This window comes from Sphingomonas sp. 8AM, assembly GCF_902506455.1.
GTDB lineage: Bacteria > Pseudomonadota > Alphaproteobacteria > Sphingomonadales > Sphingomonadaceae > Sphingomonas.
Window position 1 is genome coordinate 1,861,972 of sequence record NZ_LR733844.1, and the last position, 14,071, is coordinate 1,876,042.

The following is a 14,071-nucleotide window of genomic DNA, read 5'->3' on the forward strand; positions in this document are numbered from 1 at the left end:
TTGATACAGCAGGCGCTGGAGCAGCGACTGGAGGCCGAGCGCGATCAACTCGTCCTGTGGGTGCCGGTGGCGGTGGGGGCAGGAGCGGCGGCGTGGTTCGTGTTGCCCGATCCGCGGAGCTGGGCGGCGGTGCTGCTGCTCGCGCTCGCGACCGCCTCGGCGTCGCTGGCGGTGGCGCGGGGCGGGCGCACACCGGTGCTGGTAGCGGTGCTATCGCTGGCGGTGGCGACCGGGCTGACGCTGACCTGGGCGCGCGCCGAGCGCGTCGCAGCGCCGGTGCTGGCGCGGCCGACGATCACGTGGGTGACCGGGCGGGTCGAGCAGGCCGAGCCGGTTCCTGCCCGCCGGCTGACGCGCGTTACGCTGACGGTGCTGGCGTGGGACGGTGAAGGAAGCGCGCCGACGCGGGTGCGGATCAACCTGGATGCCCCCGCCACGCCGGTCGGACTGGCACGGGGAGCGACGATTCGGCTCCGCGCACGCCTGATGCCACCGGCGCCGCCCGCCGTGCCCGGCGCCTATGATTTCGCACGTGTGGCGTGGTTCGCGGGGCTGGGCGCGACCGGGCGCGGCTTCGCCCCGGTGCACGTCGTGACCCCCGCGGCAGCCGGAGCGACCGATATCCGGGCGGCGCTCACGCGGCACATCGAGGCGCGGCTGGCGGGCAGCGCAGGCGGGATCGCGGCGGCGCTTGCAACCGGCGATACCGGGGCGATCGATGAGCCCGATGCCGAGGCGATGCGGCGCGCCGGGCTGGCGCACCTGTTGTCGGTCAGCGGGTTGCACATCACGGCGGCGGTCGCACTGGTCATGTGGCTGACGCTGCGGCTGCTCGCATTGTCGCCGCGGCTGGCGCTGACCGGGCGCCTGCCGCTGGTCGCCGCGACAGCGGGGGCGGTCGCGGCGATCGGCTATACCTGGCTGACCGGGGCGCAGGTGCCGACGATCCGCAGCTGCGTCGCGGCATTGATGGTACTGGTGGCGCTGGTGCTGGGGCGCGAGGCGCTGACGCTGCGGCTGGTCGGCGCGGGCGCGCTGGTGGTGCTGCTATGCTGGCCCGAGTCGGTGGTGGGGCCGAGCTTCCAGCTGTCGTTCGCGGCGGTGACCGCGATCATCGCCTTCCACGAACATCCGCGCGTCAGCGGCTGGTTCGGCGCGCATGAGGAATCGCGGTCGCGCGCGCTGGTGCGCGAGGCGGCGTCGCTGCTGCTGACCGGGCTCCTGGTCGAGCTGACGCTGATGCCGATCGCGGTCTATCACTTTCATCAGGCGGGATTGTATGGCGCGGTCGCCAATATCGTGGCGATCCCGCTGACCACCTTCGTCGTCATGCCGGCGGAGGCAACGGCGCTGCTGCTGGACGCGATCGGCGCGGGCGCACCGGCTTAGTGGATCGCCGATCGCGCCCTCGCAGTGTTGTTGTGGATCGCGCGGACCGTGGCAGCCGCCCCGGGCGCGGTGACGCCGCTGCCGGTGATGCCGCCAGCGGCGTTCGGTGCGATCGTCGTGGGCGGGTTGTGGCTCGCGATCTGGCGGACGCGGTGGCGCTATGCCGGGCTGGTGCCGGTGGCGATCGGGGCGGTGTGGACGATGGCGACACCGGGGCCGGACCTGATCGTGACTGGCGACGGGCGGCATCTGGCGCTGCGCGGTGATGAGGGTGGCGTCGCAATTTTGCGTGATCGTACCGGGGATTATGTCCGCGACCTGCTGGCAGAGGCGGGGGGGCTGGACGGCGCGCCGGCGCTGCTGAGCGAAACGCGGCGCGCGCGCTGCAACCGCGATCTGTGCTGGATGGAGCGGCATGTCAACGGGCGCGTCTGGCGGGTACTGGCGACCCGCAGCCTGTATCTGGTCCCGGCTGGCGATCTGGTGCCGCTATGTCGACGGGCGGATGTGGTGGTCAGCGAGCGGCGGTTGCCGCGTCAGTGTCGCGGACGGTGGCTGACGCTCGACAGGACGACGCTGGCACGGACCGGCGGGGTGCGGGTGACGTTTGCGACCGGGCGGGTCGCCGCCGTGCGGGCGGCAGGGGATGCGCATCCGTGGATCGTCGGTGGTGAGCATGAAACACGGCAGGCGGCAAAAGGGTCGCCGATGCTGGCAGGGTGGTTGTCGATGTTGCCGGTTGCGCGGTCGGATCAGGCCCAACCGTGACGATCGTCGCTTGCGGCACCGAGCGCTGGCGGATGGCTGCGTGTTCGTTGAGCGGGCCGGGGTGCAGTTGGCGGGCCGTCGTATGTCATTGCAAAAGTTCGCCAAACTGGGCTCCGGCGTTCGCCGGGGTGGCGGGTGAGGGCGGCGCGCAGGCGCGCGCAGACGCTTCGATGTTTGCGAAGGTTGTGCAGAAACGGGTCGATTTGGCCTCGACATCGGAAGAAGGGGGCCCCGGATCAAGTCCGGGGCGACGGCCTGTATTCCTATGAGTAACGCCGCAGCAGGCCCGCGAGCTTGCCCTGCACGCGGACCTGCGCGGGGGCGTAGCGTTGCGGGTCGTAGGCGCGGTTGGCGGGGTCGAGGCGGATCATCGCGCCTTCGTGGCGGAAGTATTTGAGCGTCGCCTCGCTGTCCTCGATCAACGCGACGACGATCTCGCCGTCGCGCGCCACTTCCTGACGGCGGATCAGCGCATAGTCGCCGTCGAAGATGCCGGCCTCGACCATCGAGTCGCCCGCCACCTCCAGCGCGAAATGCTCGCCCGCGCCGAGCAGTGCGGCGGGCACCGGGAGCATCGTCGAGCCCTCGAACGCCTCGATCGGCACACCGGCGGCGATCCGGCCGTGCAGCGGGATCTCGACCACGTCGTTGGCGGGTTCGGGCATAGTGCGCTTGACCGAGGGCGGCGCAGGGCGCTTCGCCTCCGGACCACGCTCCGGCGCCTTGATGACCTCGAGCGCGCGGGCGCGGTTGGGGAGGCGGCGGAGATAGCCGCGTTCCTCAAGCGCGCTGATAAGACGGTGGACGCCCGACTTGCTCTTCAGCTCCAGCGCGTCCTTCATCTCCTCGAACGAGGGCGAGACGCCCGTGTCGGCGAGGCGGTCCTCGATGAAGCAGATCAGCTCGTGCTGCTTGCGCGTCAGCATGTCCGGGCGCCTTCCTAGTGAACGGAGTGCGAACCTTTATGGAACATAGCGCTGTCCGTCAAGCGATCATCAGGATTTCCGCCGAGTCGCCAGCGCGGGCCGCGGGGGCGTACGGATCGCGCACGATGAGGCAGGTCGAGCGCGCCAGCGTGCGCAACATCGAGCTGTCCTGGATGGTCGAGGCGAAGGCGCGACCGTCGCGCAATTCGGCGCGCAGATAGTCGGTGCGCTCGTTGTTGGCGGGCAGGTCCTGGCCGAGCAAGGCGCGGGAAACGGGCGGGAAGGGGTCGGTGGCGCCGGCGAGATGCGCGACGAGCGGGCGCACGACGAGCAGCGCGGTGACGAACGCCGACACCGGATTGCCGGGCAGCCCGACCACCGCCATGTCGCCGCGTCGCCCGGCGAGCATCGGCTTGCCGGGGCGCAGCGCGATCCGCCAGAAATCGAGCGTCGTGCCCGCCGCGAGCAGCGCCGGGCGGACGAGATCATGGTCACCGACCGACGCGCCACCGGTGGTGACGAGGACGTCGGCGTCGACGCTCGCGAAGGCGTCGGTCAGCCGGTCGAGCCGGTCGGGGAGGATGCCGAGATCGACGATCTCGACCCCGGTGCCCGCGAGCAAGGCGCGGAGCAGCAGGCGGTTGGATTCGGGGAGCGCGTCGCCGGGGGTGCCCGGCTCGACCAGTTCGTCGCCGGTCGCAGCGAGCGCGACGCGTACCGGCCGCGCGACCGCGATCCGCGCCACCCCGCCGGTTGCGGCGACCGCCAGCCGGGCGGGGGTAAGCCGCTGGCCTTGCTCGACGAGAACATCGCCCTCGGCGAAGTCGAGCCCACGGCGGCGGACGTTGCGGCCGCGATGCGCGGGGCCTTCGCCGTCGAGCGTGAGCGTATCGCCGTCACGCGCTGCTTCTTCCTGGACGAGCACGGTGTCCGTGCCTCGGGGCATCGCCGCGCCGGTGAAGATGCGGACCGCCTCGCCTGCACCGATCGTGCCGGAAAAGGGGGCACCCGCAGCACTTTCGCCGATGACGTTAAGCGGGCCGGGCAGGTCGGCGAAACGGAGAGCGTAGCCGTCCATTGCCGACAGATCGGCCGATGGCTGGGTGCGGCGGGCGATGACGGGGGCGGTGGCCCAGCGGCCAAGTGCTTGATCGAGCGGCACTTCGACCGTGTCGACCGGACGGCCAAGCGCGAGGACGCGCGCCTGCGCCTCGGCGACCGGGAGCAAGGTCACGGCGCGCGCCAGTCGCCGGAGCGGCCGCCGCGCTTTTCGAGCAGGCGAATGTCCTTGATCGTCATCGCCTTGTCGATCGCCTTGGCCATGTCGTAGACGGTCAGCAAGGCGGTGGAGACGGCGGTCAGCGCTTCCATCTCGACGCCGGTCTTGCCGTCGGTCGCGACGGTCGCGGTGGCGGTGATGCCGTCCGCGACCGGTTCAAGATCGAGCGATACGCGCGTGATCGGCAGCGGGTGGCAGAGCGGGATCAGGTCGCTGGTGCGCTTTGCGGCCATGATGCCGGCGACGCGGGCGACCGCAAGGACGTCACCCTTCTTGACCGCGCCGTCGCGGATCGCGGTCAGCGCCGTATCGGACATCGTAATCGTGCCGGTCGCGACTGCCTCGCGGCGGGTGACAGCCTTGTCGCCGACATCAACCATGTGGGCGGCGCCGTCGGCGTCGAGATGGGTAAGGTTCGTCACTTGGCGGTCGGCGTGCCGTGGGTACGTGCTTCGACAAGCTCAGCACGAACGGTTGGAAGGAAGCAGGGCATGTGGAGTGACGTCTAGCCGACCATCGCGCGCGTCGCGGCGGCGACGTCGGCGTGGCGCATCAGCGCTTCGCCGATCAGGAAGCAATGGACGTCATGCGCGGCCAGTTCGTCGAGGTCGGCGCGGCTGGTGAGCCCGCTTTCGGCGACGAACGTGCAGCCGGCGGGGGCGTGCGCGATCAGGTCGTAGGTGAGGCGGAAATCGACCGCGAAGGTGCGCAGGTCGCGGTTGTTGACCCCGATCAGGCGCGTCTTGAGGCGCGCGGCGCGTTCCATCTCGGCGGCGTCATGCACCTCGACCAGCACGTCGAGGCCCTGTTCGATCGCGGCGGCCTCGCATTCGGCCATGCAGGCGTCATCGATCGCGGCGGCGATCAGCAGGATCGCGTCGGCGCCGATGCTGCGTGCCTCGACGACCTGCCACGGGTCGACGGTGAAATCCTTGCGGAGCACGGGGAGGTCGCAGGCGGCGCGCGCGGCGATCAGATAATCCTCATGGCCCTGAAAATATCGGGCGTCGGTGAGCACCGACAGGCAGGTCGCGCCGCCTTCGGCATAGGCGCGGGCGTGCGCGGGCGGGTCGAAATCGGCGCGGATCAGCCCCTTGGACGGGCTGGCCTTCTTGATCTCGGCGATCAGCGCGTGGCGGCCAGCGGCGACGGTCGCGTCGAGCGCGGCGCGGAAGCCGCGCGGCGCGCTCTGGGCGGCGGCACGGGCGGTCAGGTCGGCGAGCGAGGTGGCGGCCTTGCGCGCGGCGACCTCAGTGCGCTTGGTGGCGCAGATGTCGGCGAGGATGGTCATGACCAGGCGATCCAGCGATCGAGGAGCGTGTTGGCGTGGCCGGCGTCGATCGCCTCGGCCGCCTGCGCCGCGGCGGCGCGCAGATCGGTCTGGCGACCGGCGAGCACCAGCGCGGCAGCGGCGTTGAGGAGCACGGCGTCGCGATACGCGCCGTGTTCGCCCGTGAGCAGGCGGCGCAGCGCGGCGGCGTTATAGGCGGGGTCGCCGCCGCGGATCGCGATCGTCGGGTGGCGCGCCACCCCGGCATCCTCGGGGACGATGCGTGGGGGTAGCGGCACGGCGCCGACCGTCACGACGCGCGTCGGGCCGGCGCCGGAGATTTCGTCGAGTCCTTCCTCGCCCGCGACCACGGCGGCGGCGTCGCTGCCGAGCTGCGCGAGCGCCTCGGCATAGATCGGCGCGTAATCGGGGCGCGCGATGCCGATCAGCTGGCGCGTGACATGCGCGGGGTTCGCGAGCGGACCCATCAGGTTGAAGATCGTCCGCCGACCGATCTTGCGGCGGATCGGGGTGATGCGGCGCATTGCGGGGTGATGATTGGCGGCGAACAGGAAGCAGATGCCGAGGTCGCGCAGCGTCGCCTCGGCCTGTGCGCCGGCACGCTCCATGTCGAGCCCGAGCATCTCGAGCGTGTCGGCCGCCCCGGCCTTTGAGGAGGCGGCGCGGTTGCCGTGCTTGGCGACCGGCACGCCGCACGCGGCGACGACGAGGCTGACCGCGGTCGAGACGTTGAGCGTGTGCTGGCCATCGCCGCCGGTGCCGCAGACGTCGATTGCATCGGCCGGGGCGGCGATCGGGATCAGCCGCTGGCGGAGGGCGCGCGCGGCCTCGGCGATCTCGATGCTGGTTTCGCCGCGTTCGGCGAGGCGGATCAGGAATTCGGCGACCGCTTCCTCACTGGTGCGGGCGTCGAGGATGTCGGCGAATGCCTGCGCCGCCGACTCGCGCGCCAGCGGCGACGACGGATCGGGCAGCAACGCCACGCTCGTCACGCGGCGATCCGACCCGCATGGTTGACGCCGGCGAGTCGCAGGAAGTTGGCGATCAGCTCGTGGCCGTGCTCGGTCGCGATGCTCTCCGGGTGGAATTGCACGCCGTGGATCGGCAGCTCGCGGTGGCGCAGCCCCATCACCGACGCGTCGCCGGCGGTGGCGTTGACGATGAGACTGTCGGGCACGTCGGTGACGATCAGCGAATGGTAGCGCGTCGCAGTGAACGGCGAGGGAAGCCCCGCGAAGACGCCGGTACCGTCATGCTCGACCGGGCAGGTCTTGCCGTGCATCAGCCCGCCACGCACGACCTTGCCGCCGAAATGCTGGCCGATCGATTGATGGCCGAGGCAGACCCCGAACAGCGGCCGGCGCGCCTCCGCGCAGGCGGCGACGAGATCGAGGCTGACGCCTGCCTCATTGGGCGTGCACGGGCCGGGTGAAATCAGGATCGCCTGCGCGCCGCTGGCCAGCGCCTCGGCGGCGGTGAGCGCGTCGTTGCGGACCACGCGAACCTCTGCGCCCAGTTCCATGACGTAATGGACAAGGTTCCACGTAAAGCTGTCGTAATTGTCGACCACCAGGATCATGCGTCCGCCATAGCCGATGCGCCGCCGACCGCAACCGCCGAGCGATGCGGCGCACCGAAGGAATGTTGCGTCGGCGCAAAGATTCGTCATGGCGGGGCAACCAGCGGCGCGGAGAAAAGCGCCCCCCTGCGCGTTCGCGGGATCAAGGAGAAAGACGATGCGCCGTCCGATGATCGCCCTGCTGAGTGCCGCAGTGCTGGCGTTGCCGACCGGGGTGGCGGCGCAGGTCCAGTCCGCCGGCGAGACCGGACGCGCGCCGCAGCGCGTGCGCAGCGTGACGCTGGAGGGCGACGAGAAATGTCCGGTCGCGCAGGGCGACGAAGTGGTGGTGTGCAGCCGTCTCAATCCCGACGAGCAGTTCCGCATTCCCAAGCCACTGCGCGACAGCGCCGAGCCGGCCGCGAAGAATCAGGCATGGGCGAACCGCGTCGCGACCGCCGATCAGGTGGGCCGCGTTGCGGGCGGGTTGCCCGATACGTGCTCGCCGGTCGGTTCGGGCGGGCAGACCGGTTGCGCGCTTTCGATGAACCGCGCGTGGGCGGCGGAGCGGCGTGCGGCGGAAAAGAACGATTCGATGATCCCCGGCGGGCGGTGAGCGGTCAGGGCAGATGATCGCCTTACCCGTCATCGGCGCCGTTCGTCGCCACGCCTCATGCTGGCGAGCGAGGGTAGAAGCACGATCCCGCATCAAGTCCGGGATGACGGCTGGGTTGTGGGCCCGCTAAGCAGGCAGGCATGTCCTTTCTCGATCGGCTGACGCTCGATCTGCCCTTGATCCAGGCGCCCATGGCCGGGGTTTCGACCCCGTTGCTGGCGGCGCGCGTGTCCGAGGCGGGCGGGCTTGGCTCGATCGGTGTCGGGGCGGTGGATGCCGTGGCGGCGCGGGCGATGATAGCGGAGGTGCGGGAACGCACTGCGCGCGCGTTCAACGTCAATCTGTTCGTCCACCAGCCGGCATCGGCCGATCCGGTGCGCGAGGCGAAGTGGCTCGCGTTTCTCGCGCCGGTCTTCGCGGAATATGGCGCGGCACCACCGGCATCCCTGCGCGAAATCTACCGGAGCTTCGCCGACGATCCCGAGATGCTGGCGATGCTGCTGGAGGTCGCGCCGCCGGTGGTCAGCTTCCACTTCGGACTGCCCGACGCCGACGTGATCGGCGCGCTACGGGCGCGTGGTATCTACACGATGGCGACGGCCACCAGCCTCGCCGAGGCGCGGTCGATCGCGGCCGCGGGGGTCGACGCGGTCGTGGCGCAGGGGATCGAGGCGGGTGGACATCGCGGCGTCTTCGATCCCGACGCGCCCGACGATGCGTTGGGAACAGTCGCGCTGACGCGGCTGCTGGTGCGCGAAGCGTCGCTTCCGGTCGTCGCGGCGGGCGGGATCATGGATGGCGCGGGGATCGCCGCCGCGCTCAATCTGGGCGCAGTCGCGGCGCAGCTCGGGACCGCGTTCGTCGCCTGCCCGGAATCGGCGGCGAGTGACGCCTATCGTGCCGCGTTGGCGGGAGAGGGCGGGTATCATACCGTGCTCACGTCGCTGATTTCTGGGCGACCGGCGCGGGCGCTCGCCACTCGGTTCACCGCGCTTGGCGAGCATCTCGCCGGGCGGCGGTCGCCCGCCTACCCGATCGCTTACGATGCGGGGAAAGCGCTGCACGCCGCGGCGGCGGCGAAGGGCGAACATGGGTTCGGGGCGCATTGGGCGGGGCAGGGCGCGCCGCTGGCGCGGGCGTTTCCGGCCGCCGCGCTTGTTCGGCTGCTGGGGGAGGAACTAGCGGCATCCCGGCAGTGAGCGGCTCACCGTTTAGACCTATCGCTCGCCCAGCAGCGACCCGATTGGCGAGCGGGGCAAGACCGGTGGCGTGTTGTCGGCGTAGGTGAGCCATTGTGCCCAGATCGCGAACGTCCGCAAGCGCGTCAGACGGATCTCGCAGTCCAGTTCCATCGTGCCGCGGATCGTTCCGCCGGACCAGTCGGCGAACACGGCGCCGCATTCTGCCTCGCGATACGACAGCCATCGCCGCTGTGAATCGACGAATTTGATCGCGACATCCTTGGCGCTGTTGCGCCGGAGACGAGCCAGCGCGGCGTCGTGGTAGCGGGCGAGTTCGGCCTCCTGCTTCGTCAGGTTCTGCCGGAGACAGGCTTCAACCGCCGGCGTGGTCTCGCCGCGACAGTCGATTGACCGGTCCTGATCAGCGAACAGGGTCAGGGCGGCGAGCAACAGCATGGCGAGTTCCCGCTAGGCGACAGCGCGATGCTAATCGTCGATCATTACGACTCGAAGGCCGAACGGGGTCGACGCGCAGCGCACCGTCATTGCCCGAAGTCCGGCGTCGATGCCTGCCGGACCGCCTCGCGCGCGGCGGCGAGGATCGCGCTGGCCTTGGCCTCGCATTCGCGCTGTTCATAGGCCGGATCGCTGTCGGCGACGATGCCCGCGCCCGACTGGACATGGATCGTGCCGTCCTTGACCACCGCGGTGCGCAGCACGATGCACGAATCCATCGACCCGTCCGGCGAGAAATAGCCGACGCCGCCGGCGTAGGCGCCGCGTTTTTCGGGCTCCAGTTCGGCGATGATCTGACAGGCGCGGACCTTGGGCGCGCCGCTGACCGTGCCGGCCGGGAAGCCCGCGAACAGCGCGTCGATCGCGTCATGCTCGGGTGCGAGCCGGCCGACGACGTTCGAGACGATGTGCATGACGTGGCTGTAGAATTCGATGCCGTAGCTGTCGGTCACTTGCACCGTGCCCGGGGAAGCGACCCGCCCGACATCGTTGCGGCCGAGGTCGAGCAGCATCAGATGCTCGGCGCGTTCCTTGGGATCGGCGAGCAGGCTGTCGCGGTTGGCGGCGTCCTCCAGCGCGGTCTTGCCGCGGGGGCGGGTGCCGGCGATCGGGCGGATCGTGACTTCGCCATCGCGGGCGCGGACGAGGATCTCGGGGCTCGATCCGGTCAGCGCGAAGCCGGGCAGGTCGAGGTGATAGAGGAACGGCGAGGGGTTGATGCGGCGCAGCGCGCGGTACAGCTCGAACGCGGGGAGCGGGAAGGGTGCGGTGAAGCGCTGCGCGAGCACCACCTGAAAGATGTCGCCGGCCGCGATATAATCCTGTGCACGCGCCACCATCTCGCCATAGCGGCCGGGGGCGAGCACGGGGGCGAGCGCGATGTCGGTGAGATCGGCGCGGGCGCGGGGCGGGAGCGCGGCGGCAGCGAGGCGCGCCTCGACCGCATCGAGGCGTTCCTCGGCCTCCGCGATCTGCGTGTCGGGCGCCTGCGCGGCATCGGGCCAGACCGGCGCGACGAGGAACAGCTCGTCGGCGAGGCGATCGAACATCAGGATCACGGTCGGGCGCACGAACATCAGATCGGGCAGGCCGAGCGCGTCCTGTTCGGGCTGCGGCAGTTTCTCGACCAGCCCGATCGTCTCATAGCCGAAATAGCCGACGAGGCACGCGAGCGCGCGCGGTAGCTCGGGCGGCAAATCCATACGGATCGAGGCGACGAGGTCGCGCAGCGCCGTCAGCGTGGGGGCGGCGCAGGGCGCGAAGGCGTTGCGGTCCTCCAGCCAGCGCGGGTTGATCTCGGCGCGGTCGCCTTGCGCGCGGAGCACGAGGTCGGGAGCGAGGCCGATCATCGAGTGGCGGCCGCGCACCGCGCCGCCCTCGACCGACTCGAGCAGGAAGTCGCCGCGCCCGGGCTCGATCAGCTTGAGCGCGGCGGCGACCGGCGTCTCGGTATCGGCGATCCGCCGCCGCCAGACGAGCGCGGGGCGGCCGGCGGCGAGCGCCGCAGCCGCCGCATCGGGGGCGTCACTGGCTGGCGTCGCCACCGAGCAGGTCCTTCTTCAGCGTGGCGATGGCGTCGGGATAGCGCTTGGCGCCCTGTGCGGCGGCGACAGCGTTGGCGAACTGCTGCGCATATTCGCCGCCGATCGCGCGGCCGAGATCGGCGCGGGTCGCCTGGATCGCCGCCGGCTGCTTGCTGGCGTCGCCGGGCACGATCTGCTCGACGCGCAGCACCAGCCAGCCGCGACCGTCGGGGGCCTGGATCGCGCGCGCGCTGCCCTGCTTCAGCCCGAACATCATCGCGAGCACCGGATTCACCTGCCCCTGATTGGCGGTGATCTGGGCGCGGGTCGCCTCGACGCGCTCGACCGGTGCCTTGACCCCGGCCTGTGCGACCGCGGCGGCGAGCGGGGTACCGGCGTTGACCCTGGCGACGATCGCGTTCGCGGCGGCCTGTGCGGCGCGGCGGGCGCGGTCGGCGGTGAGATCGGCGACTACCTTGGCGCGGGCCTGTGCGAGCGGGATCGGCGTGGCGGGGACGATGCGGTCGAGCGCGGCGATCGCGAATCCGCCGTCCTGCCCGATGCCGACCGTCGTCGGCGTGTCGCCGTCCTCGGCCGCGAAGCCGGCGGCGATCACCGGCGCGAGCGTCGCATCGGGCTGTGCCTGCGGCTGATCGGGGTTGATGCCGCTCGACAACACCGCCGGCGTGGCCTGCACGTTGAGCTTCTGGTCGCGCGCGACCTCGGCGATGTTGGCGTTGTCGGCCAGCGAATCCTCGACCGCGTCGCGGATCTTGCCGATCGCCTCGTTCGCTTTCTGCTTGGTCAGCGCGGCGACGATCTCCGGGCGGGCCTGCGCCAGCGTCTTGCCGGGGTCCTGCGTCGCCTTCTCGACGCGCGCGACGACGAAGCCGATCGAACCGCGCAGCGGACCGACGACATTGCCCTGCGACGCCGCGAACAGCGCGGCGGCGACCGCAGGCGAGGTCTGGGTGGCGAGCGCGGATTGCTCGACGGCGGTGATCGTGCGTGCTTCGAGCCCGGCGGCGCGCGCGGCGGTGGCAAGCGGGGTGCCGGACTTGACCTTGTCGGCGAGCGCCTGTGCCGCCTTTTGATCGAGCACGGTCGCCAGCGTCACGTCGCGGAGCGGCTTGGGCGCATATTTCGCCTTGTCGGCGTCATAGGCTTTCTGGATTTCGGCATCGCTCGGCACCGCCTGCGCCGCGACCTGCTGCGGCGTGACGAGCGCATAGCGGATCACGCGGCGTTCGGGCGTGGTGTAGCGCGCGACGTTGCGCTTGTACCAATCCTGCACCTCGGCCTCGGTCGGCGCGGGGCCGGATACCGCGGCGGGGATCAGCGCCGCCTGACCCGCGCGACGCTCGAGCAACAGCGAGGCGTAGCGGAGCGCGAGCTGCTGCGGGACCTGCGTGGCGCCGACCGTGGGGACGATCAGGAATTGCGCCATCGTCTCGCGGGCGATCTCACGCTGGACCTGCGCGTCGGTCATGCCGCGCTGCGCGATCAGGCGTAGATACGCCTGCTGGTCGAACTGGCCGGTCGCACCCGCGAAGGCCGGGATCGCCTTCAGCTCGCTGCCGACCAGCGCGCGGCTGACGCGCATGCCCTGTTCCTCGCCGAACGTCTCCAGCGCCAGCCCGGTCAGCGAGCGGGTGATGAGGCTCTCCACGCCACCGGCGCGCACGAAAGTCGCCATGTCGAGATCGGGCTGCTGCTGGCGCGCGGTGCGGATCTCGTCCTGCGCGCGGCGGCGGATGTCGTCCGCGGTGACCTTATCGCCGTCGACCGCGGCCAGCGGGTGGCCGAGCAGCCCGCCGCCGCTCGCCAGACCAGTGACGTCGCCGGCCGCGAACGCCAGCGCGATCACGATCAGGATGCCGAAGGTGACGATCATGCCGACCTTCGAATGGATGATGCCGCGGAGGAAGCTGAGCATGGAAGAGGCAGACCGGGACAGGAGTGAAGCTCGCCGCTTTAGGCACACGTCCGGCTGGCATCAAGCCGCGCACGCGTCTAACAGGTTTAACAACTGAATGGGGAGAAGCATGGTGCGGCGCAAGCTGGTGGCGGGCAACTGGAAGATGAACGGCGATCTGGCGTTGCTGGCGGAGCTGGACGCGGTGGCGGTGGCAGCGGCGCGGTTGCCCGAGGTCGACGTGGCGGTTGCGGTGCCGGCGACGCTGATCGCGCCGGCCGCCCAGCGGGCGCCGGGGCTGGCGATCGGTGCGGAGGACGTCCACGAGGCGGACAACGGCGCCTTTACCGGCTGCGTCTCGGCGGCGATGGTGCGCGAGGCGGGCGCGCGGTTCACGATCGTCGGGCATTCGGAGCGGCGAGAATATCAGAACGAGACGAGCCAGGACGCGTGGGCGAAGGCGGCGACGGCGCATCGTCATGGCCTGTCGGTGATTCTGTGTTGCGGCGAGACGGGGGCGGAGCGCGACGCCGGACGCGCCGAGCGCGTGGTGCAGGCGCAGATTGAGAAATCGCTGCCCGAGATGGCGAACGGCGACTGGCTGACGCTGGCCTATGAGCCGCGTTGGGCGATCGGCAGCGGGCGGACCCCGACGCTGGAGGAGATCGCCGCGATTCATGCGATCGCGCGCGCGAAGATGCGGCAGCTGATCGGCGAAGCGGCGGATGGGGTGCGGATTTTGTACGGCGGGTCGGTGACCGGCGACAATGCGCGCGCGATCATGGCGGTGCCGGATGTCGATGGCGCGCTGGTCGGGGGCGCGAGCCTGACCGCGGCGAAGTTCGTGCCGATTATCGAGGCGGCTGGGTGAGGGTGCCGGCGGTCGGGTAAGGTGGCGTCGCCCCTGCGGAGGCAGGGGCCTGTGGCTGTCTAGTTTTTTTGGGCGATTTGACTCACCGATGGGGGATCGTGTGTCAGGCCTTGCGCGGCACGACGCAGACATGGGCCCCTGCCTTCGCAGGGGCGACGGTTTCGAGACTGGAGTGCGCTTCTCTACCGTCGCCCCGGACTTGATCCGGGGCCCCGCTTCTTCTTGGCAGCCGGGCAGC

General features: G+C 70.8%; 14 protein-coding genes. 5 read left to right on the forward strand and 9 right to left on the reverse strand.

Translation table 11 applies throughout. The features are described from left to right. Together BACI71_RS18135 and BACI71_RS18140 are read left to right on the forward strand one after the other, a co-directional pair. Positions 1 to 1,389 (forward strand): ComEC/Rec2 family competence protein, encoded by a 1,389-nt coding sequence (locus tag BACI71_RS18135; protein WP_328804022.1) that lies wholly within the window; start codon positions 1 to 3, stop codon positions 1,387 to 1,389. Positions 1,390 to 1,437: 48 nt separating this feature from the next. Further along, entirely contained in the window at positions 1,438 to 2,157 is a 720-nt protein-coding gene (locus BACI71_RS18140) for a hypothetical protein (protein ID WP_328804023.1), read from the forward strand. 263 nt (positions 2,158 to 2,420) lie between these two features. Here BACI71_RS18140 and lexA read toward each other — a convergent pair whose 3' ends face one another. The 6 genes from lexA to BACI71_RS08860 all read right to left on the reverse strand — a co-directional run bounded on the left by lexA (position 2,421) and on the right by BACI71_RS08860 (position 7,232). Beyond that, complete coding sequence (gene lexA, locus BACI71_RS08835) at positions 2,421 to 3,083, reverse strand: transcriptional repressor LexA (protein ID WP_159757719.1); 663 nt, start codon at positions 3,081 to 3,083, stop codon at positions 2,421 to 2,423. A gap of 58 nt (positions 3,084 to 3,141) precedes the next feature. Next, a complete protein-coding gene (locus BACI71_RS08840; RefSeq protein ID WP_159757722.1) occupies positions 3,142 to 4,317 on the reverse strand; it encodes a molybdopterin molybdotransferase MoeA in 1,176 nt (391 codons plus the stop codon). Further along, entirely contained in the window at positions 4,314 to 4,784 is a 471-nt protein-coding gene (gene moaC, locus BACI71_RS08845; RefSeq protein ID WP_159757725.1) for a cyclic pyranopterin monophosphate synthase MoaC, read from the reverse strand. The genes BACI71_RS08840 and moaC overlap by 4 nt, the downstream gene beginning before the upstream one ends. 83 nt (positions 4,785 to 4,867) lie before the next feature. Beyond that, on the reverse strand, positions 4,868 to 5,653 hold the full coding sequence (gene trpC, locus BACI71_RS08850; protein WP_159757728.1) for an indole-3-glycerol phosphate synthase TrpC: 786 nt from the start codon (positions 5,651 to 5,653) through the stop codon (positions 4,868 to 4,870). Continuing rightward, the gene (gene trpD, locus BACI71_RS08855; protein WP_159757731.1) at positions 5,650 to 6,645 is read right to left on the reverse strand and encodes an anthranilate phosphoribosyltransferase; all 996 of its coding nucleotides are present in this window, start codon (positions 6,643 to 6,645) and stop codon (positions 5,650 to 5,652) included. Before trpD ends, trpC begins: the two co-directional genes overlap by 4 nt. Next, positions 6,642 to 7,232: an anthranilate synthase component II gene (locus tag BACI71_RS08860; protein ID WP_159757734.1), complete on the reverse strand. Its 591-nt coding sequence runs from the start codon at positions 7,230 to 7,232 to the stop codon at positions 6,642 to 6,644. Before BACI71_RS08860 ends, trpD begins: the two co-directional genes overlap by 4 nt. Before the next feature lie 157 nt (positions 7,233 to 7,389). On the opposite strand from BACI71_RS08860, the gene BACI71_RS08865 reads away from it, so the two are divergent. Further along, positions 7,390 to 7,827, forward strand: a complete 438-nt coding sequence (locus BACI71_RS08865; RefSeq protein WP_159757737.1) for a hypothetical protein — start codon at positions 7,390 to 7,392, stop codon at positions 7,825 to 7,827. 140 nt (positions 7,828 to 7,967) lie between these two features. Continuing rightward, positions 7,968 to 9,026, forward strand: coding sequence for an NAD(P)H-dependent flavin oxidoreductase (locus tag BACI71_RS08870; protein WP_159757740.1), 1,059 nt, complete (start codon positions 7,968 to 7,970; stop codon positions 9,024 to 9,026). An 18-nt stretch (positions 9,027 to 9,044) separates the two neighbouring features. On the opposite strand, the gene BACI71_RS08875 is transcribed toward BACI71_RS08870, so the two are convergent. The 3 genes from BACI71_RS08875 to BACI71_RS08885 all read right to left on the reverse strand — a co-directional run bounded on the left by BACI71_RS08875 (position 9,045) and on the right by BACI71_RS08885 (position 12,983). Then, positions 9,045 to 9,464, reverse strand: coding sequence for a lysozyme inhibitor LprI family protein (locus BACI71_RS08875; RefSeq protein WP_159757743.1), 420 nt, complete (start codon positions 9,462 to 9,464; stop codon positions 9,045 to 9,047). Positions 9,465 to 9,550: 86 nt separating this feature from the next. Further along, on the reverse strand, positions 9,551 to 11,068 hold the full coding sequence (locus tag BACI71_RS08880) for an anthranilate synthase component I family protein (protein ID WP_159757746.1): 1,518 nt from the start codon (positions 11,066 to 11,068) through the stop codon (positions 9,551 to 9,553). Further along, positions 11,049 to 12,983: a peptidylprolyl isomerase gene (locus tag BACI71_RS08885; protein ID WP_159757749.1), complete on the reverse strand. Its 1,935-nt coding sequence runs from the start codon at positions 12,981 to 12,983 to the stop codon at positions 11,049 to 11,051. The genes BACI71_RS08880 and BACI71_RS08885 overlap by 20 nt, the downstream gene beginning before the upstream one ends. A 109-nt stretch (positions 12,984 to 13,092) precedes the next feature. Between BACI71_RS08885 and tpiA the strand changes: the two genes are divergently transcribed. Beyond that, positions 13,093 to 13,833, forward strand: coding sequence for a triose-phosphate isomerase (gene tpiA, locus BACI71_RS08890; RefSeq protein WP_159757752.1), 741 nt, complete (start codon positions 13,093 to 13,095; stop codon positions 13,831 to 13,833). Positions 13,834 to 14,071: the final 238 nt, after the last annotated feature.

Coding starts and splice junctions, on each gene's coding strand:
- BACI71_RS08885 (WP_159757749.1), bottom strand. CDS start 12,983: ATGCTCAGCTTCCTCCGCGGCATCATCCATTCGAAGGTCGGCATGATC.
- tpiA (WP_159757752.1), top strand. CDS start 13,093: ATGGTGCGGCGCAAGCTGGTGGCGGGCAACTGGAAGATGAACGGCGAT.
- BACI71_RS08875 (WP_159757743.1), bottom strand. CDS start 9,464: ATGCTGTTGCTCGCCGCCCTGACCCTGTTCGCTGATCAGGACCGGTCA.
- lexA (WP_159757719.1), bottom strand. CDS start 3,083: ATGCTGACGCGCAAGCAGCACGAGCTGATCTGCTTCATCGAGGACCGC.
- BACI71_RS08870 (WP_159757740.1), top strand. CDS start 7,968: ATGTCCTTTCTCGATCGGCTGACGCTCGATCTGCCCTTGATCCAGGCG.
- BACI71_RS08860 (WP_159757734.1), bottom strand. CDS start 7,232: ATGATCCTGGTGGTCGACAATTACGACAGCTTTACGTGGAACCTTGTC.
- BACI71_RS08865 (WP_159757737.1), top strand. CDS start 7,390: ATGCGCCGTCCGATGATCGCCCTGCTGAGTGCCGCAGTGCTGGCGTTG.
- trpC (WP_159757728.1), bottom strand. CDS start 5,653: ATGACCATCCTCGCCGACATCTGCGCCACCAAGCGCACTGAGGTCGCC.